The organism is Bartonella sp. AU15XJBT (genome assembly GCF_028618615.1).
Lineage (GTDB): Bacteria > Pseudomonadota > Alphaproteobacteria > Rhizobiales > Rhizobiaceae > Bartonella.
Window position 1 is genome coordinate 90,796 of the sequence record NZ_JAQITG010000006.1, and the last position, 17,536, is coordinate 108,331.

Below are 17,536 nucleotides of genomic sequence, written 5' to 3' on the forward strand. Positions count from 1 at the left end.
TTCTAAACTTTCTTTTTATAATAGATGAATGAAAGGCTTTAAATTGTATGCTTGTCATATTGATGTTAAAAGTTAAATTTTATCATTTATAGATAACTCAGCGTAAGGATCTTTTATGGAGAGCTTTTGAAGAATTTCTCTTTCGAGTTTTTCCATTTGATGTGCTTCATCATCAGTTTCATGATCATAGCCAAGCAAATGCAAGATACCGTGAACGATCATATGCGTTAAATGGTCTTGAAATGTTTTTCCTTGTTTTTCTGCTTCGAGAACAACGGTTTCTCGCGCAATAATAATATCACCCAGCATGGGGCCAGGAGGATTTCCAGCTTTAATTGGAAAAGCAGGAAAGGATAATACATTGGTGGATTTGTTTTTACCACGCCATTGTGCATTGATTTGTGCCATATGTTCATCATTCGTAAAAAGCAAACTAATCTCGCTTACAACATTTTCCAATGAAACATGATGCATCGCCGTCGTTAATGCTTTTTCGGTGATATTATAAAGCATTTTCTCATCATTCCACCCTGCGCTTTTAACCATTATATCAATAATAATCATGATGAATCAAATTCATTTTTTAATGCATCGCACGCGAGTGATTTTTTTATTTTGTATTTCAGAATCACGATCATAGGCATGAACGATAGCAGCAATAAGCGGGTGGCGTACAACATCTTTTTCATCAAAGCGCACAATTGCAATATTTTCTACGTTTGAAAGAATGCGGATTGCTTCAATGAGACCTGATTTTTGCCCTATAGGCAAATCAATTTGGCTTACATCACCGGTAATAATCATACGTGTTCCTTCTCCAAGACGTGTGAGGAACATTTTCATTTGCATGGGTGTCGTATTTTGTGCCTCATCAAGAATAACAGCAGCATGGGAAAGTGTTCGCCCGCGCATAAAGGCAAGAGGAGCAATTTCTATGACACCAGACGCTAAAATGCGTTCTATTTTTTCAGCGGGCATCATATCATAAAGAGCATCATAAAGTGGTCGTAAATAGGGGTCGACTTTTTCTTTTAGATCACCGGGAAGAAACCCCAGATGTTCTCCAGCTTCAACAGCAGGACGTGAGAGAATAATTCGTTCAATGATACCACGTTCTAAAAGCATTGCTGCATGAGCAACAGCAAGATACGTTTTTCCTGTGCCAGCTGGCCCTACACCAAACACAAGTTCAGTATGCTCCATAGCGCGTATGTAAGCATCTTGTGTTGGAGTCCGTGCATGAATTATTTTTTTATGGGTACTCAGCCGTGCTGGTATACGTTTCGTTGCAGATTTGTGTGTTATGGTGTCTTCTTTCTGCTTCTGAGCTATACTTGCCATAGTAATCGCTCCTTTTATATCTGATAAAGTGAGCTCTTGATGTGTTTTGACACGTTCATAAAGCTGTTGCAATACATATCGCGCACGTTTTATAACAGAAATATTTCCATGGATTAAGATTTCATTGCCACGCGGATGAATACTAAGTTTGAGTTTTTTTTCGATATAAGCAAGATTTTCATCAAATTTACCAAAAACTGCTTTTGCATATTTATTATTTTCGAAAATCAAAACAACCTGACTCGTATCTGAAGCGCTTTCTTGTTCCAAGGGATCAATTTTTTCAATGTCAGCATTTATTTTTTTAGTTGAAGCTTTCAGTCTATTCTCCTATCTACATCAATATTAAACATTTTTTTTTGAGTAAAATTTATAAAAGACAAATTTTCTTTCATAAAAATTCATGCTTTAGATGTAATCATTTTATTTGAAAATAAAAGAGTTTTCTAAAATCTTTATTATGAACAAGGTGGTAGAGGCATATTTATCTATTTGTCACTTCACCGACAAAACTATTTGAGCTTGCATTTTTAATATGAATTTCTACCACGCTTCCTGTAGAGGATTCTGTATCGACGACAACAGGTAAAAGCCAAGGGGAACGTCCCACCATTTGCCCTGAGTGACGCCCAGGTTTTTCGATAAGAACATCCGTTTTTTGACCAATTTTAGAACGTAAAAATGTATTTTGCTGTTCAAGGAGAAGAACTTGTAAATGTTGAAGTCGCGCATCTTTTACAGATTCATCAACATGATTTTTCATTGTGGCTCCCACTGTTCCAGGACGGGGGGAATATTTAAAAGAATAAGCTGAACTGTACTGTACTTGTTGAATGAGCTTAATGGTTTCTTCAAAGTCTTCATCTGTTTCTCCTGGAAAACCTACAATAAAATCACCTGAAAAGGCAATATCTGGCCGTGCAGCCCGAATTTTTTCGATAAGATGAAGATAATAAGAGCTTTTATGTTGGCGGTTCATGGCTTTTAAGATGCGATCTGAACCTGATTGAACAGGAAGATGGAGGTAAGGCATTAACATATCAAGATCTCGATGCGCGGCAATAAGGCTATCATCCATATCACGCGGGTGGCTGGTTGTGTAACGCAAACGCTTTAAACCATCCAGTTTGGCAAGATGATAAAGAAGATCACCAAGACGCCAAGTTTTGCCATCAGCACTTTTCCCATGCCAACCATTGACATTTTGTCCAAGCAGCGTAATTTCTTTAACACCCGCTTCAATGAGTTGACGGGCTTCCTCGGTAATTTGCTCGACGGAGCGCGATATTTCAGCGCCTCGTGTATAAGGAACAACACAAAAGGTACAAAATTTGTCGCAGCCTTCTTGTACTGTTAAAAACGCGCTAACCCCCCGCTTTCTTACGGCACGTTTATTATGAGGCGGCAAATGAGCAAATTTATCTTCAACAGCATAATCCGTTTCGATAATTTTTTTGCCTTGTTTGGCTTTTTCTAATAATTCTGGCAAACGATGATACATTTGCGGACCAATGACAAGATCCACTATTGGAGCACGGCGTAAGATTTCACTTCCCTCAGCTTGTGCAACACAACCCGTTACACCAACTGTCAAGGGTTTATCAGGTGTTCGCTCTTGACGCATAACGCGCAAACGCCCCAGATCAGAATAAAGTTTTTCTGCTGCTTTTTCACGAATATGACAGGTATTAACAAGAATAAGATCGGCATCATTTGGTGTTTGCGTTGTCACATAGCCTTGTGAACTGAGACTATCAGTCATCCGTTGGCTATCATAAACATTCATTTGACACCCATAAGTTTTGATAAAAACCTTTTTAGGAGCAACAGGAGATGTATTTTTAGGGGTTACTTTATTCATAGTGCTTGTCTAAATGTTTTTTACATAAATCTCAATCTATTTGCTTAAAAGTTTTTTGCATAATAATTGCATCACCACGACTATTTTTTGACGGGTAGTAGGCTAGACGTTCAGAAATTTTTTGAAATTTAAAGCGTTGATAAAGGTTTAAAGCAGAAAGATTTGTGGATTCTACTTCCAAGAATAATTTTATAGCGCGTTTATCGTGAAGATGGTGAATTGTATGATCGATAAGTAAGGTACCAATTCCTTGTTGACGATAATGAGGATGGACAGCAATTGTGATGATTTCTGCTTCATCAAGAATGAGACGGCATAGACAAAAGCCTAAAACTTGATCAGAGTGATCAATGAGGAAGACTTTGTACCCAAAGATAGAGTGATCTGTTAAAAAGGTATCAAAAGCTTGTTTTTCCCAAGAAGGGGTAAAACAATATTGATGAATTTGGTGAAGAGAAACACTATCATTAACGTGTAGTGGAGCAATTCCAAAAAGCTTTTTTGTCAATGAAAATTTAAACATTATTTTTTTCGTGGTAACGCGAAATTAGTTTGTTGTTTTGCATCAGCGTTGCGTAGATAGAGCGGGCGAGGCGAATTTTGTGGTTGTTTGTTTGCAGCAAGATAAGCATAGTTCACAATATCTGCTGCTTCACAAGGGATTTTTTCTAGGATAATTTTTTCGTTTATTTTATGGTTTTCAATATGCTGCATAACGATATCAGCTGCTGGGCCAGTCAGTAGGGTTTTTTGAGGCAAATCTTCGAGGATATTTTCAATTGTTTTGAATCCTGGTTCTCCCAAAGATGTGAGATCCTTATGGAAATTTTGATGGTAGAACATCTCTCTGCCTGCTTCAATGACAACAGTAATTGCTGATGCAAGATTTTTACGGGTTGTGACTTGTGCTGCTAAAGCTTCAAGAGCACTCACTCCAACAGCGGGTATTTCAAGTGCTAATGCCAAAGCGCGTGCTGTGGCAACACCAACACGCACACCAGTAAACGATCCAGGTCCAACATTAACCGCAATACGCTCAACTTGATCAAGCGTCATATTGGCTTGTGTCATTATTTGTGTAATCTGCCCAATAAGTCTTTCAGCATGTCCTTTATTCATGCGCTCATTAAGACGCGCAATCACAGACTTATGATGAATGAGCGCAACAGCACAATAAATTGAAGCAGTATCGATAGCAAGAATAAGCATAAAAATATTTTAATTGAATAAGACGATAGACAAAAGGTATCTAATGTATTTTTAATCTTTTTTATCATCGTATAGTTCATTTGTAAGAAAGTTGCTAGTGCCAATAAGCAACAATATCTTGTTATGAATAGGACGAGGTGTTGATTTGATTCCTATTTGTTTTAGTTATCATAAATTGATTGATCATGATAATTTATTGTTTCTATGTTCAATAAAATCCTAAAAAATTAAATCCTTGAACATTATAAGATTTTTTCATTTTAAGCTCATAAATCAAAACCATATTCTTATATGTCATAAGCAGAGTTGGTGTATGAATAAAATTACTTAAGAAAAGATCATTTTAATGCAAGAGCTATTCAACATTGGGAGCTAGAAAGAGTATGGTGCTACCGACTTGTTGCTTCTCAAACGTAAAGATTGGGCTGCGCAATAGATTTTATACACGTCATGGGGGATTTTTAATGATATTATTCACGGACACTATCGTGAAAGGGGGGCATGTGCCTTGAAAGGTATTTTTTTACACATACATGAATGTACAACATAAATATATTTTTGCTTTGGTCGTTCTGTTCTTCTTAAGAGGTGCGCTTTCATTAAAGAGTATATTCTATCAATTTTTTTTAAAAACTTTAGCTTCATAAGAGCAGAAATGAAAGAAATGGCATTGTTTTGATACTCTTCCATTGCAAATCATTATGGACTGAAAGGCCGATTGAAAAAGCCATTTTGATAGTTTTTACTGAATATCACAGCTCTTTCAATTCTTTGTATAAAATAATAAGGAAATTTTTAGAATTTTTGCTGATTTTATGAAAGAGCTGATTTTAATATCAGTAAGCCTTCGGATTGATTGCATGCTCCATTGAAAAAAGAAACAATAATATTTCAAAGTGTTATATGATTTAAATCGTTCAATTGTATCATGATAAGGCTACAAATACCGAGGATAATTATGGAGCAGGATGACGCCAAAATAACGCGCCATCCTGCTTTTTTTAATGAGCGAATATCAACGCCAAGTCCTAATGCGGCCATCGAAATGACCGTGAACAATTGAGCAATAAATTTGATAGAATTGAGAGCTGTTTCGGGGATAAGATTGCTTGAGCGCACCAGCATCATCATAATAAAACCAATAATAAACCATGGAACGAGAGTATGTAAGCGAAAGCGTGTTTCTGCTGAGCGGCGATAGATGATTGAGAGAGCAAAAATAAGAGGTCCTAACATGAGAACGCGTACCAATTTCACAACAGTTGCAATTTGAACACTGGTAAAAGAAACAGATGCGGTTGCTGCTAAAACCTGTGGTACGGCATAAACAACCATACCAGCAAGCACACCATATTGGTTGAATGACAAATTGAGAAGTGGCTGTGTAAAAGGGAGAAATAAAATAATAAGAACCCCTAAAAGAGCAGTAAAAGCAATTGATGCAGCTATTTCTTCATGTTTTGCTTGAATAACAGGAGCTACAGCAACAATGGCTGAGTTCCCACAAATAGCATTCCCGCAAGCAACAAGCATTGCCAAATGCATAGAAAGTCCGAACAATCGACCAATGATAAAGCTAAGAATAATTGTTACAAATATAACGAATACGATGCTCGCAAGCAAAACCCAACCAGCGGAAAGAACGGAATAAATACTAATGCTTGCTCCTAGAAGGACAATAGCAACTTCAAGAAGTGTTTTGGCACAAAAAGTTATACCTTTTTGAAAATATGTTGGCATCCTAAAACAACTACGGGTAACAGATCCTAAGAGAATTGCTAAAACAAGACTTTCAAGCCATGCTTGTCCCAAAAGCTGTTTTTCTAGAACTTCTAAACCATACGCTAAAGCTGATATGAGTAAACATACTAAAATACCAGGACCAAAGTTATTTAAAAGTGAGAGGTTTTTCTTTAGCATTTGAATATTCCCCCATCATTGAAGAGCTAAAGGTTAAGATGAAAAAGTTTTAAAGATTTGTTCTTGCTTGTACAGCCGCTGCTAAAGTTCCATCATCAAGATAATCGAGCTCGCCTCCTACAGGAACACCATGAGCAAGTCGCGTAATTTTAACTGAAAAATTGGAAAGCTGATCGGTGATGTAGTGGGCAGTTGTTTGTCCTTCGACAGTCGCATTGACAGCAAGGATAATTTCAGTAATTGGGTTTTGTACAACACGTTGTATTAAAGTGGCAATATTGAGTTCGTCAGGACCTATTCCATCTAAGGGTGAGAGTCGTCCACCCAATACATGATAACGTGCGGCTAAAGTTTTTGCGCGCTCAAGAGCCCACAGATCAGCAATGTCCTCAACAACAATGATCGTTGTATCATCACGTCGCGGATCTGTACAAATTGAACAAGGATCAATGGTATCGACATTACCACAAACAGAACAAATGCCGACTTTTTCTATCGCTGCTTGTATTGCTGTTCCTAAAGGCTCCAGCAAAGTTTCCTTTTTCTTAATAAGATGAAGCGCAGCACGACGCGCTGAACGCGGACCAAGACCTGGCAACCGTGCTAAAATCTGAATGAGACGCTCAATCTCAGGTCCTGCAATGTATTTAGACATATATTTTGTCCCATACATTAAAATGGAAGCTTGAAACCTGATGGGAGTGGTAGTCCTGCCGTCATGCTTTTGGTTTTTTCTTCTAATGCGTTGTCAATTTTTGCCCTTGCTTCATTATAAGCTGCCATAATGAGATCCTCAAGAATTTCAGCTTCTTCAGGTTTGAGTAGTGAGGGATCAATTTGAATTGCTGTGATAATATTTTTGCCATTTAAAGTGATACTGACGAGATCACCCCCTGCAGTGCCGGTCGCTTGCAGATTAACCATTTCCTCTTGAATTTTCTGCATTTTCTCTTGCATTTCTTTGGCTTTTTTCATCATGCTCATCATTTCACGCATAGGAATAGGTATCCTTATTCATCATTGCTATCATTTTCATTTTTAAAGAGATCAGTATTTTTAAAGGTATCGGGGGGTAAATCAAGATCATTTTCTTCTCTATTGAGTCGAATATCGACAATTTTTGCTTCTGGAAAATGGTTGAGAATTTTCGCGATATCAGGATCTGTCTCTGCATGGGAAAAAAGAGTCTTTTGAATCGCTACACTTTCTTCCTGTAAGGTTGGACCGCCTCCTTCCTTAACGAAAGTTATCACATAGCTTTTTTTAGCCCATTGAGAGATTTTTTTTTCGATTTCATGAGCAAGAAATTTGGGGGTATTTTCAGAAAGTCTTAAAGTAATACGTCCAGTTTCAAAAGAAACAGGGTGAACAAATTCTTTAACAAGGAGTTTGAAAGGCACATCATTATACTGTTCGGCTAATTTAACAATATCGTGTAAAGAATTAATCACGAGAGTTTTAGGTTCAGTCATCTCTTCGGCTGGTTGTGTGACAGAATGCGATAAATTTGCAATATTTTCAGAAAAATCGGTAGATTGAGAAGTTTCAAGAGTTTCTGTTACTTCTTGGGGTTTTGTGTTATCGGGAGTTTGATTTTTAATGAAATTTTCTGGTTTTAAGGAGTGGTCTAATGGATCTTGCAAGGATGTTTTTAGGCCTAATTGATTTGGTAATGTATTTGAAACGCTTGAGGAAGCAGGAACATTAATTGTTGTTTCTTTTGTTATATTATTTGCACTTATCGATTCTTGATGAGAAAAGTTTGTAGCGAGCGTGAGAGGTGTTTTTTCTTGCGTAAGTTTTTTTAAAGCTTCATCAAGAGTGGGGAGATCAGCTGTGTGCGCCAGACGAATTAAAAGCATTTCAGTTGCTTGAAGTGGACGTGCAGTTTGATTAACTTCTTGTAAGCCTTTAAGTAACATTTGCCAATTTCGGGACAAAACAGGAACGGAAAGTTTTTTTGAAAAGTCTAAACTTCTTAAACGTTGTTCTTCAGTCAGTGAGAAATCTTCCATTATTTCTGGTGTGAAACGTAAACGTGTGACCAGATGATTAAAATCGGCTAATTCTGTTAATATCGTAAGAGGATCAGCGCCTGCATCATATTGACTGCGTAATTCATGTAATGCATGGATAACATCACCCTTCATGATAAGTTCAAAGAGATCAATAATACGTGCTTGATCAGCTAATCCTAACATCGTACGCACTGCAGCAGCATTAACATTGCCATTGCTATGGGCAATCGCTTGATCAAAAATGGATAATGCATCACGTGCAGAGCCTTCTGCAGCACGAACAATCATAGAGAGTGCTTGATCTTCTACTTCTACTTTTTCATATTGCGCAATTTTGCGCAAATGCGCACTCAAAGCTTTTGATTCAATTCGTCGCAAATCAAAACGTTGGCAACGCGAAAGAATTGTAATGGGAACTTTGCGAATTTCTGTTGTGGCAAAAATAAATTTTACATGGGATGGTGGTTCTTCAAGAGTTTTCAGCAAACCATTAAAGGCTTGCGTTGAGAGCATATGAACTTCATCGATAATATAAACCTTATAGCGTGCAGAAACAGGACGATAGCGTATTTGTTCAATAATTTCACGAATATCATCAATGCCCGTATGAGAAGCGGCGTCCATTTCTATAACGTCAATATGGCGTCCTTCGATAATTTGTGTGCAATGTTCACCAAGAGTTTCTAATACAGTTGTTGGTTGGTTAATATCTTTTGTTTTATAATTGAGCGCACGTGCCAAAATACGTGCCGTTGTCGTTTTACCTACACCACGAATCCCTGTTAACATCCACGCTTGTGCAATACGACCTTTTTCAAAGGCATTGGTGAGAGTACGCACCATAGCTTCTTGACCAATGAGGTCAGAAAAGTTTTGAGGTCGATATTTACGAGCAAGAACACGATAGGCTGTTTCTCCCGGTACATTTTCCATGAATGTTTCCAACTTCGAAGTTCTTTATGCGTACATTTTGATCATACACAAAGCATAGGTCAATACTGTACTCTCATATAAAAGGATTTTTTCTCAATCAATGTATTTTTTATGGGATATTTGCTTAAAAATAAACAAATCCCTTTACATGCTGCATAAAAATGCCACTCTGAAGATTAAATGCCTCGCTAAAACATAGCATAAAAATAACCTCTTCAGCAAAATAGGAGGCCGGCACGATGACCCGTACCAAAACTCGTTGGGGCTGCTTCTTTCCAGACCTGACCCGGTTGGCGAGTAGTTCGTCCACCACCAACCTCCCAAGTTCATATTGTCGATTTGGAATGAAAAATCAAGCTCAGAAACGAAAAATATCATAAGAACGAGAAAGAATTTTTCTTTTGCGTTTAATTTATTGAGATATAAACAATGAAGAGATTGAGGATTTATCCATTCATATGCTTTTTAAAGAAATGTTTTTCTATACTTCTAACGCTATTTCACACAGTCGCTTCTAATCTACTGCCCCTGAAGTATAAATCCATTTTGCACCACCATCTTTATGCTTAATATAAGGGATAGCCGGCCCCCTCATACTGTTAAAAGCCCCCAACACATATTGTGATCCTTTGCATTTAAGAAGATTCATAAGAGGCATTTTTATTCCTTTTTTCAATCGTTTTTACTCATATACCACTCCTTTAAATAATGAGATTTTTTATTAATGAGAGAAGAGCGAGATAAACTGTTTCATAAGCTTGAATGAATATGATTTAAACTAAAATTTAGTTTTTAGCGCTCATAGCACTAAAAAATGTAGTGCGGGTTATTCATATGGATATCCTTGCGCGATTATATATTGGAATAGCTCTATTCATTTTTCTGATTTATTATACTGAGCAAAATAAGAAACACATCTAAGACCTAAAAAATGTTACTTCTCTTCTTTAGCTAAGTGATTATATATAAGTGATTTGTGTAAATGTATTTTATAACGCTTTAAGCTGAATCTATTATGAAGGCAGAACTTGTTTTACTGATTTAAAAATGAGCCTGATGGCAGAGAATATAAAGAGCAATTTAAATTGCTGCAAAAATTCTTTAAATATTTATTTTCTATATCTGTAAAAAAGCCCTCCTACAAATCTAGCTTTAATCATTCATCATGCCATATTTTGAAAAAAGCAAAAAAGGATAAGTTTACTGAAACTTAGATGCTGATGAGAAATATTATTAAAAATCTCCTGCATCACAATCTATACCAATAACTTTTTCCTTAGTAATATTTTTAAAAGTATAATATCCTGCTGGAGGGAAACCTATATCGAGGGATTTTACATCTTTGAGCGTAAAAATCTTATGTTCTTTATCATGTGTTATTTTCTTTTCATCATCTGCAACAATGTGTAGTTTATCTACGTCAGAAGAAGATGAGTATGATAAAGTAAAAGATACTTTTTCAGGTTTAAATGCTTTGCACCCATATTCAGCACCTTGCTGTATTGTATCGGGTGCACCAATTGTGACACTTTCATCTGGCGCAAAATTCCATTCTCTCTCACCAAATCCAGCAAACGCAACACTAGAGTAGGCGAGAATATTTACAGCGAATAACCCTTGCGTGAAGATTTTTTTCATTATCTTCTCCTTGTTTTCTTAAAACGGGACGAATCATAAATCAGTTTTTATAAATAGGAAAGTTCAAACATAATACAAAAAATATGGTGAAGCAGCATCTTATAGTTTTATAAAAACACGTTGAAAATTACCTGAACTCAAGAGGCTTGAATGATCTGTTATCTCAAATATACTCTGATGATCAGTTAAATTGTTTTTAGTACTAATTGAGACGTTCGTTATTTTTGTTGGAATAAACTGCTATAGGAAATGATATTTTTCTTAAGAATCTTCCTTTTATATGAAGGAAAATGGATGGTACGAATGCTTTCGTTTTCGGTTATTTTTTACATAGATCTTTGTACACGTTGAATTGCTATTTATCATAATGTAATTTGTCAAAAAAACTTATCAAAGCAATTTAAATATTACATTTTTTCTGCTTTAGCATTATCAGTGAAAAATGATGATGGTTTTGTTGCTTTTATATATATGATGCGCGATCGTTTTGTGCTGGATAAGTACCGATAATACGCAATTCAGCAGAAAAGAAAGACAATTCTTCTAAGGCAAGTTTCATCATGGGATCTTCAGGATGTCCTTCAATGTCAACAAAGAATTGTGTTGCATTGAAATTTCCACCAATTTGATAACTTTCTAATTTTGTCATATTGATACCATTTGTTGCAAATCCTCCCATAGCCTTATAGAGAGCAGCGGGGACATTGCGTACTCGAAAAAGAAGACTGGTGATAATTTTTTCGCCATTTGTGGGTTTGAGGATATGTCGTTTGGATCGTGAAAGGATAACAAAACGGGTAATATTATGAGGGTTATCTTCAACATCTCTTTCAAGAATATCAAGCCCGTAGAGTTCTGCTGCGATCAGAGGTGCTAAGGCTGCTTGTGAACGTTGAGCACTTTTTTTAATAAATTTCGCAGCTCCAGCGGTGTCGGCAGAAACAACAGGTTTCCAACTGTTGTTTCGTATGATTTTTCGGCATTGAGCAAGGGCATGCGTATGACTGTGGACGGTTTTAATTTCGTCATGGGTAACACCGGGCAAAACCATTAATTGAAAATGAATAGGTAAAAAATATTCATCAATAATATAAAGCGATGATTGTGGTAAAAGATGATGAATGTCTGCAACGCGTCCAGCAAGAGTATTTTCAATCGGTATCATAGCAAGATCAGCTTTCCCATTTTCCACCAAATTAAGGGCGTCTTCAAAAGTAGCGGAAGGTACAGCATCCATATTGGGGAACATATTAGAACAAGCAATATGGGAATTAGCGCCATATTCTCCTTGGAAAGAGATTTTATTGGTTTTTTTGAGTGTTTTCATGCTAAAATCTTACGTACTCTATCGAGATCACGTTGTGTGTCTACACCTAAAGGAATTGTATCGACTATTTCCACATCGATACGCATATTATGCTCTAATGCGCGTAATTGTTCAAGTTTTTCACGCATCTCGAGTGGGGAGGGTTTAAGCGCAACAAATCTCTCAAGTGCTTCACGCCGATAGGCGTATATTCCAATATGATGATAAAGAGGACCATCTCCATAGGGTGCGGTGGCGCGCGTGAAATAAAGAGCACGAAGGCGATTTTGAGAAAGCGGTGTCCCAATGATTTTGACAACATTGGGATCTTTTTTTTCATTTTCTTCAATGATTTGAGAGCCCAAAGTTGCGATATCAGTAAAGCTATTTTCTAAAGGGCGTAGCGCATGGATGATTTCACGGGGCATTATCGTTGGGAGGTCACCTTGTATATTTAAAATAGTATCGTAGCGTTGTTCAGGATCAATACGCATTAAAGCTTCATAAATACGATCAGATCCAGACTTATGATCACCTCGTGTTATGATACATTCATGCCCATACTCTGCAACAACTTTGGCGATATCATTGTGATCTGTTGCAACGATCGTACGCCCTATTGCTGCTTTTTCGGCTTGTTCTGCGACATGAACAATCATCGGCTTTCCACCGATTTCAGCAAGAGCTTTTTTAGGAAGGCGGGTTGAGCCTATACGGGCAGGAATAAGAATAATCGGTTCAAGAGTCATTGCAAGATTCCAAATGTCATCTGTGATGCATTTATGATGTTGTGTGTTATAAAGAAAAAGCTTATACTACAAATGGTAATGAAACCGTGAACATTTGAGTTTTTATGAATTACTCGAAAGTTATCTATTTTATTGGCGCTTGTTTATGTGTGATGGTTATTGTTGTAGGAATTTCCACACTCAGCGATATAGTTTACGATCATTCTACATCAGTCCAGTATTATCACAGAGTTACCAAGAATGATACATTGGAAGAAAAACAAAAAAAATCTAACGTTTCTATATCACTCAATAGCCGTCTTCAACAAGGCGATTTTGAAAATGGGCGTAAAATTTTTCGTCAATGTGCCATATGCCATACTTCTGGACGCAATCAAGCAGGGCGCGTTGGTCCAGTTCTTTGGGAGATTGTTAATCGTCCTTTGGCATCAGCTGCAGGTTTCGCGTATTCACGGGCGTTGCGCGCACATTCTGATCAAAAATGGGATTTTGTAACGTTAGATCGTTATCTGCATTCTCCACGCAAAGCATTCCCGGGGACCACTATGTCTTTCCGTGGCATTAAAAATGACCAAGATCGTGCCGATCTTTTGCTTTATTTACGCAGTTTATCCGATCATCCTGTTGCCATACCCATAGATAATAATGAAGCAAACGAGCCAAACTAACTTATACCATAGATGGCTCATTATTTTATCGAAAGAACTCTTATGGGTGTTTTGGTAGGGGAAACGCCTTCCCATGTAAAACAGAATATACTTAACGTTGCATATTTCTCCGTTTATTTTAAAGAGATCTTTTAAGAAAATACACTCTTTACGCTGTCATCTGTAGATTGGTTTTCAAGACCTGGTTGCTTCACTTTTTTCACATATATTTATCTGTGAAATTATTGCTGAAGGATTATCAATGCATGAGCAACAATTTTCTACTTCTGGATGCAATGATTGTTTGATTAAAGCTCTAAATGAGGTTTATCTTAACTCTTCTATGCACATCAATCTCCATGTGTTTTTCTTATGGATAGAGACAATTAATTGTTCTTAGATGTGCAATAATCCTAAGCGGCATTGTCTGAGGCATGATGAATAGATGTTTTTTCTTGGGGTTAGAGGTATAGATACAGATTATTGACCTTTTATCGTATCCATAACTGAAATATGAGTGAGATTATTTATGAGTTATGGTTTGAAGGAAGCACTTTTATGGGGAGCAATTTTTATGCGTGAAAAGCAAAATAGTTGAATAGAGTGTCTGCTGATTGTATTTTTATCCACCTCGAAAATTCTTTACATAAAAACACTGATGGCAGCTCCCTTTACACGAGTATCTCATCATTTTAAAAGATGATATAAAATTATGCTAATAATCCATTATAGAGAAGGATTTTTTCCACAAAAGCTCTTCTAATATTTGTGATAAGTTTAATTGTTCCCCTTGTTTACAGCGTTTCGATGATTTGCGGTAAAGCATCAGTGTTCCAGTTTCAATACATATCGCGAGAATTTTAAAAATGAGTAGGGATAACATCATGATTCTCCAAGCTTATTAAGCGCTATGGTATTTTCTCTAGAATTTGATCGTTTATAGGTAATAATATTAAATTGCGCTGATAATCCATTATAGAGAAGAATCTTTCCTACTAATGGATCTCCGATGTTTGTGATCATTTTAATCGCTTCCATTGCTTGTAGGGTTCCAATAACACCGGGTAAAACACCAATGATTCCAGCTTGAGCACATGTTGGAATAATATCGGGAGCAGGAGGGGTGGGGAATAAATCGCGATAGTGAGGGTTATTGTCTTTATACGGCATAAGGACGGTTAATGAGCCATTAAAACGTTCTACAGCGCCGCTTATTAAAGGCTTTTTGCATTGGGCAGCGTGATCAGCAAGAAGATAGCGTGTGGTAAAATTATCACTTCCATCAATAATGATATGGTAGGCATTGAGCAGTTTATCCACATTACTTTTATCTAAGCGTAGGGTGTGTTTTTCAACCATAACATGGGGATTTATTGCTTTTATAGTGGTTTCAGCACTGTCTGTTTTGCTTTGGTTGATTGCATTTGTGTTATGAATAACTTGGCGTTGTAAATTGGAAAGTGAAACAGTGTCATTATCGACAATTCCAAGGGTTCCAACGCCTGCGGCAGCCAAATAAGTTAAGACGGGCGCTCCAAGACCACCAGCACCCACAACAAGAACACGCGCTTTTTTGAGCTTTTGTTGTCCCACACCACCAATCTCAGGCAAAATGATGTGGCGTGCATAGCGTTCGATTTCTTCGTTATTGAATTTTGTATCTGTTTCTTGTGTCATGAATTTTCTCTTGTCATAGTTCTTTTATTGTTTACTAAGTTTATGGTGCATAGACCAGCCTGCTTTTAGGATAGGGAGAATTTATTTATGAAAATTGCCATTCAGATGGATCATATTTCAACAGTTCGGATTCAAGGAGATACGACATTTGCACTCGCTTTAGCAGCGCAAGAACGTGGACACTCTCTCTTTCATTATACACCAGATCGTTTATCTTTGTGCGATGGTTGTGTGATTGCACGACTAGAACCATTGACTGTCCATGATAAAGAGGGAAATCATTATCAGTTAGGAAATCCTGTTCGCACGGAATTAAGAGATATGGATGTGGTTCTTTTGCGCCAAGATCCCCCCTTTGATCTCAATTATATCACTACGACTCATTTATTAGAGCGTATTCATCCTAAAACACTTGTTGTGAATGATCCGGCATGGGTACGTAACAGTCCAGAAAAAATTTTTGTGACAGAATTTTCTGATTTGATGCCTGAAACATTAATTACCAAAGATATTGAAGAAATAACAGCTTTTAGAGAGATATTTGGCGATATTATTGTGAAACCACTTTATGGGAATGGGGGCGCTGGTGTTTTTTATTTAAAACAAGATGATCGTAATTTGGCATCGTTGTTGGAAATGTTTGCAGACATTTATCGCGAACCGTTTATTGTTCAGCGTTATTTAGAGGCAGTACGAAAAGGAGATAAACGGATTATTTTGCTTGATGGTATGCCTGTTGGAGCCATTAATCGAATTCCGACAAAAACAGATGTGCGTTCTAACATGCATGTTGGAGGTCGCGCGGAAAATGTTGAGTTAACAAAGCGTGATTATGAAATTTGTGAACGCATTGGTCCTGCCTTAAAGGAACGTGGTCTTCTTTTTGTGGGGATTGATGTTATTGGAGATTATATAACAGAAATTAATGTAACATCTCCTACGGGAATTCGTGAAATTAAACGCTTCTGCGGTACAGATATTGCACATCTGTTTTGGGATGTTGTTGAGTTCAAACGTTCAAATTAATTTACACAAGGCTCAACCATGGTTTTGTTAAAAAAATGATCCATGTTGTTTTTTATATTTGTTATGTTGTAAATGTGAACTAGAATGACCGTATAATATAAATTAAGAGGCTTTATCCTCAATTTTTAGGGAGTTTATAGATGAGCAGAGTATTATCAATTGGAGTGGGATTGGTTTTTGCGTTACTGCTGTCAGCAAATGTAGGCAGTGCGCGTGATCAAATACAGATTACTGGTTCATCTACAGTTTTACCTTATCAAAAGATTGTTGCTGAGACATTTGGAGAAATTTATCCCCATTTTAAGGTTCCTGTTATCGAATCAGGTGGAACAGGAGCAGGTATTAAGGAATTTTGTCGTGGTATTGGGGAGAATACCGTTGATATTGTTAATGCTTCACGAGCAATGAAATCGAGTGAATTACAGTCTTGTTTTGATGCTGGTGTGAAAGATATTGAGGAAATACGCATTGGGTATGATGGCATTGTTTTTGCAACAGATATTAAAGGTCCTGATTGGAAATTACAGCCGGTAGATGTTTATAAAGCCCTTGCAGCTCGAGTTATTATAGACGGGAAGTTGCTGCCCAATAATGTTTTGAAATGGAATGCCATCAATAGTGCTCTTCCTGATTGGACGATAGCAGCCTATATTCCTGGAGAAAAGCATGGAACGCGGGAAGTTTTTGAAGAAAAATTACTTGCTGTGGGCTGTAAAGAAAGTGGGGCAGTTGGGGCGATGAAGTCTTTGGGAATGGATGGTAAGGAGATACACGCTGCTTGTATCGCGGTCCGTAAGGATGGAAAAGCGGTTGATATTGATGGTGATTATTCTGAAACATTTGCGCGTCTAACTTCGAATAAAACAGGGGTTGGTATTTTTGGTTTATCTTTTTATCAAAATAATGCTGATAGGCTAAAGGTTGCCGATATTAACGGTTTTGCGCCAACAGTTGAGACAATTTCTAGTGGACAATATCCGGTTTCTCGTCCACTTTTTTTCTATATTAAGAAAGCACATTTAGATATTGTTCCAGGTTTGCGAGAATATGTTGATTTTTTCCTTTCTGATCAAATGATTGGTCCAGAGGGACCTTTGGCTGAATATGGTTTGATTGTTGCTCCTGAAAAAGAGCGCCAAGCACAGCGTTCTGATTTTTCTTCTGGTCGGGTAATGGTGTTGAAATAATTTTCTGGGAATAATTTATTGTAT

The 17,536-nt window shown here is 37.1% G+C and carries 17 protein-coding genes and 1 other RNA gene; 3 read left to right on the forward strand and 15 right to left on the reverse strand.

Annotated features, from left to right (window positions below; all coding sequences use genetic code 11):
• Positions 1-72: 72 nt before the first annotated feature.
• The 14 genes from ybeY to PVV57_RS04510 all read right to left on the reverse strand — a co-directional run bounded on the left by ybeY (position 73) and on the right by PVV57_RS04510 (position 12,975).
• A complete protein-coding gene (ybeY, locus tag PVV57_RS04445) occupies positions 73-564 on the reverse strand; it encodes an rRNA maturation RNase YbeY (RefSeq protein ID WP_273783540.1) in 492 nt (163 codons plus the stop codon).
• 12 nt (positions 565-576) lie between these two features.
• Positions 577-1,662, reverse strand: a complete 1,086-nt coding sequence (locus tag PVV57_RS04450) for a PhoH family protein (RefSeq protein ID WP_404977238.1) — start codon at positions 1,660-1,662, stop codon at positions 577-579.
• A gap of 163 nt (positions 1,663-1,825) precedes the next feature.
• A complete protein-coding gene (gene miaB / locus PVV57_RS04455) occupies positions 1,826-3,202 on the reverse strand; it encodes a tRNA (N6-isopentenyl adenosine(37)-C2)-methylthiotransferase MiaB (protein WP_273718233.1) in 1,377 nt (458 codons plus the stop codon).
• Between the two features lie 31 nt (positions 3,203-3,233).
• Positions 3,234-3,725, reverse strand: a complete 492-nt coding sequence (gene rimI, locus PVV57_RS04460) for a ribosomal protein S18-alanine N-acetyltransferase (RefSeq protein ID WP_273783542.1) — start codon at positions 3,723-3,725, stop codon at positions 3,234-3,236.
• The gene (tsaB, locus tag PVV57_RS04465) at positions 3,725-4,411 is read right to left on the reverse strand and encodes a tRNA (adenosine(37)-N6)-threonylcarbamoyltransferase complex dimerization subunit type 1 TsaB (protein ID WP_273718236.1); all 687 of its coding nucleotides are present in this window, start codon (positions 4,409-4,411) and stop codon (positions 3,725-3,727) included. Before tsaB ends, rimI begins: the two co-directional genes overlap by 1 nt.
• 891 nt (positions 4,412-5,302) lie before the next feature.
• Positions 5,303-6,331, reverse strand: a complete 1,029-nt coding sequence (locus tag PVV57_RS04470) for a YeiH family protein (protein ID WP_273718238.1) — start codon at positions 6,329-6,331, stop codon at positions 5,303-5,305.
• Positions 6,332-6,380: 49 nt separating this feature from the next.
• Positions 6,381-6,986 carry a recombination mediator RecR gene (gene recR / locus PVV57_RS04475; protein ID WP_273718240.1) on the reverse strand — a complete coding sequence of 202 codons (606 nt, stop codon included), beginning with the start codon at positions 6,984-6,986 and terminating at the stop codon, positions 6,381-6,383.
• Between the two features lie 17 nt (positions 6,987-7,003).
• Positions 7,004-7,327, reverse strand: a complete 324-nt coding sequence (locus tag PVV57_RS04480) for a YbaB/EbfC family nucleoid-associated protein (protein WP_273718242.1) — start codon at positions 7,325-7,327, stop codon at positions 7,004-7,006.
• A gap of 14 nt (positions 7,328-7,341) precedes the next feature.
• The gene (locus PVV57_RS04485; protein ID WP_273783543.1) at positions 7,342-9,282 is read right to left on the reverse strand and encodes a DNA polymerase III subunit gamma/tau; all 1,941 of its coding nucleotides are present in this window, start codon (positions 9,280-9,282) and stop codon (positions 7,342-7,344) included.
• Positions 9,283-9,505: 223 nt separating this feature from the next.
• An RNA gene (gene ffs / locus PVV57_RS04490) (signal recognition particle sRNA small type) lies at positions 9,506-9,603 on the reverse strand.
• Positions 9,604-9,796: 193 nt separating this feature from the next.
• Positions 9,797-9,940, reverse strand: a complete 144-nt coding sequence (locus PVV57_RS04495; RefSeq protein WP_273718246.1) for a hypothetical protein — start codon at positions 9,938-9,940, stop codon at positions 9,797-9,799.
• A gap of 575 nt (positions 9,941-10,515) precedes the next feature.
• Positions 10,516-10,920 carry a hypothetical protein gene (locus tag PVV57_RS04500; protein ID WP_273718247.1) on the reverse strand — a complete coding sequence of 135 codons (405 nt, stop codon included), beginning with the start codon at positions 10,918-10,920 and terminating at the stop codon, positions 10,516-10,518.
• A 463-nt stretch (positions 10,921-11,383) separates the two neighbouring features.
• Positions 11,384-12,247 (reverse strand): prephenate dehydratase, encoded by an 864-nt coding sequence (locus PVV57_RS04505; protein ID WP_273718249.1) that lies wholly within the window; start codon positions 12,245-12,247, stop codon positions 11,384-11,386.
• Positions 12,244-12,975, reverse strand: coding sequence for a 3-deoxy-manno-octulosonate cytidylyltransferase (locus tag PVV57_RS04510; protein WP_273783544.1), 732 nt, complete (start codon positions 12,973-12,975; stop codon positions 12,244-12,246). The genes PVV57_RS04505 and PVV57_RS04510 overlap by 4 nt, the downstream gene beginning before the upstream one ends.
• Before the next feature lie 104 nt (positions 12,976-13,079).
• Here PVV57_RS04510 and PVV57_RS04515 point away from each other — a divergent pair, with 104 nt between their 5' ends.
• Complete coding sequence (locus PVV57_RS04515; RefSeq protein WP_273783545.1) at positions 13,080-13,643, forward strand: cytochrome c family protein; 564 nt, start codon at positions 13,080-13,082, stop codon at positions 13,641-13,643.
• A gap of 861 nt (positions 13,644-14,504) precedes the next feature.
• Here the strand turns inward: PVV57_RS04515 and PVV57_RS04520 are convergent.
• Positions 14,505-15,299, reverse strand: coding sequence for a molybdopterin-synthase adenylyltransferase MoeB (locus PVV57_RS04520; RefSeq protein ID WP_273783546.1), 795 nt, complete (start codon positions 15,297-15,299; stop codon positions 14,505-14,507).
• 87 nt (positions 15,300-15,386) lie between these two features.
• On the opposite strand from PVV57_RS04520, the gene gshB reads away from it, so the two are divergent.
• On the forward strand, positions 15,387-16,325 hold the full coding sequence (gene gshB / locus PVV57_RS04525) for a glutathione synthase (RefSeq protein ID WP_273783547.1): 939 nt from the start codon (positions 15,387-15,389) through the stop codon (positions 16,323-16,325).
• Positions 16,326-16,465: 140 nt separating this feature from the next.
• A complete protein-coding gene (locus tag PVV57_RS04530) occupies positions 16,466-17,512 on the forward strand; it encodes a PstS family phosphate ABC transporter substrate-binding protein (RefSeq protein WP_273783549.1) in 1,047 nt (348 codons plus the stop codon).
• The last annotated feature ends 24 nt before the right edge of the window (positions 17,513-17,536 follow it).

Coding starts and splice junctions, on each gene's coding strand:
- PVV57_RS04500 (WP_273718247.1), bottom strand. CDS start 10,920: ATGAAAAAAATCTTCACGCAAGGGTTATTCGCTGTAAATATTCTCGCC.
- miaB (WP_273718233.1), bottom strand. CDS start 3,202: ATGAATAAAGTAACCCCTAAAAATACATCTCCTGTTGCTCCTAAAAAG.
- rimI (WP_273783542.1), bottom strand. CDS start 3,725: ATGTTTAAATTTTCATTGACAAAAAAGCTTTTTGGAATTGCTCCACTA.
- recR (WP_273718240.1), bottom strand. CDS start 6,986: ATGTCTAAATACATTGCAGGACCTGAGATTGAGCGTCTCATTCAGATT.
- tsaB (WP_273718236.1), bottom strand. CDS start 4,411: ATGCTTATTCTTGCTATCGATACTGCTTCAATTTATTGTGCTGTTGCG.
- PVV57_RS04495 (WP_273718246.1), bottom strand. CDS start 9,940: ATGCCTCTTATGAATCTTCTTAAATGCAAAGGATCACAATATGTGTTG.
- PVV57_RS04470 (WP_273718238.1), bottom strand. CDS start 6,331: ATGCTAAAGAAAAACCTCTCACTTTTAAATAACTTTGGTCCTGGTATT.
- PVV57_RS04530 (WP_273783549.1), top strand. CDS start 16,466: ATGAGCAGAGTATTATCAATTGGAGTGGGATTGGTTTTTGCGTTACTG.
- PVV57_RS04480 (WP_273718242.1), bottom strand. CDS start 7,327: ATGCGTGAAATGATGAGCATGATGAAAAAAGCCAAAGAAATGCAAGAG.
- PVV57_RS04515 (WP_273783545.1), top strand. CDS start 13,080: ATGAATTACTCGAAAGTTATCTATTTTATTGGCGCTTGTTTATGTGTG.
- PVV57_RS04520 (WP_273783546.1), bottom strand. CDS start 15,299: ATGACACAAGAAACAGATACAAAATTCAATAACGAAGAAATCGAACGC.
- PVV57_RS04510 (WP_273783544.1), bottom strand. CDS start 12,975: ATGACTCTTGAACCGATTATTCTTATTCCTGCCCGTATAGGCTCAACC.
- PVV57_RS04485 (WP_273783543.1), bottom strand. CDS start 9,282: ATGGAAAATGTACCGGGAGAAACAGCCTATCGTGTTCTTGCTCGTAAA.
- ybeY (WP_273783540.1), bottom strand. CDS start 564: ATGATTATTATTGATATAATGGTTAAAAGCGCAGGGTGGAATGATGAG.
- PVV57_RS04505 (WP_273718249.1), bottom strand. CDS start 12,247: ATGAAAACACTCAAAAAAACCAATAAAATCTCTTTCCAAGGAGAATAT.
- gshB (WP_273783547.1), top strand. CDS start 15,387: ATGAAAATTGCCATTCAGATGGATCATATTTCAACAGTTCGGATTCAA.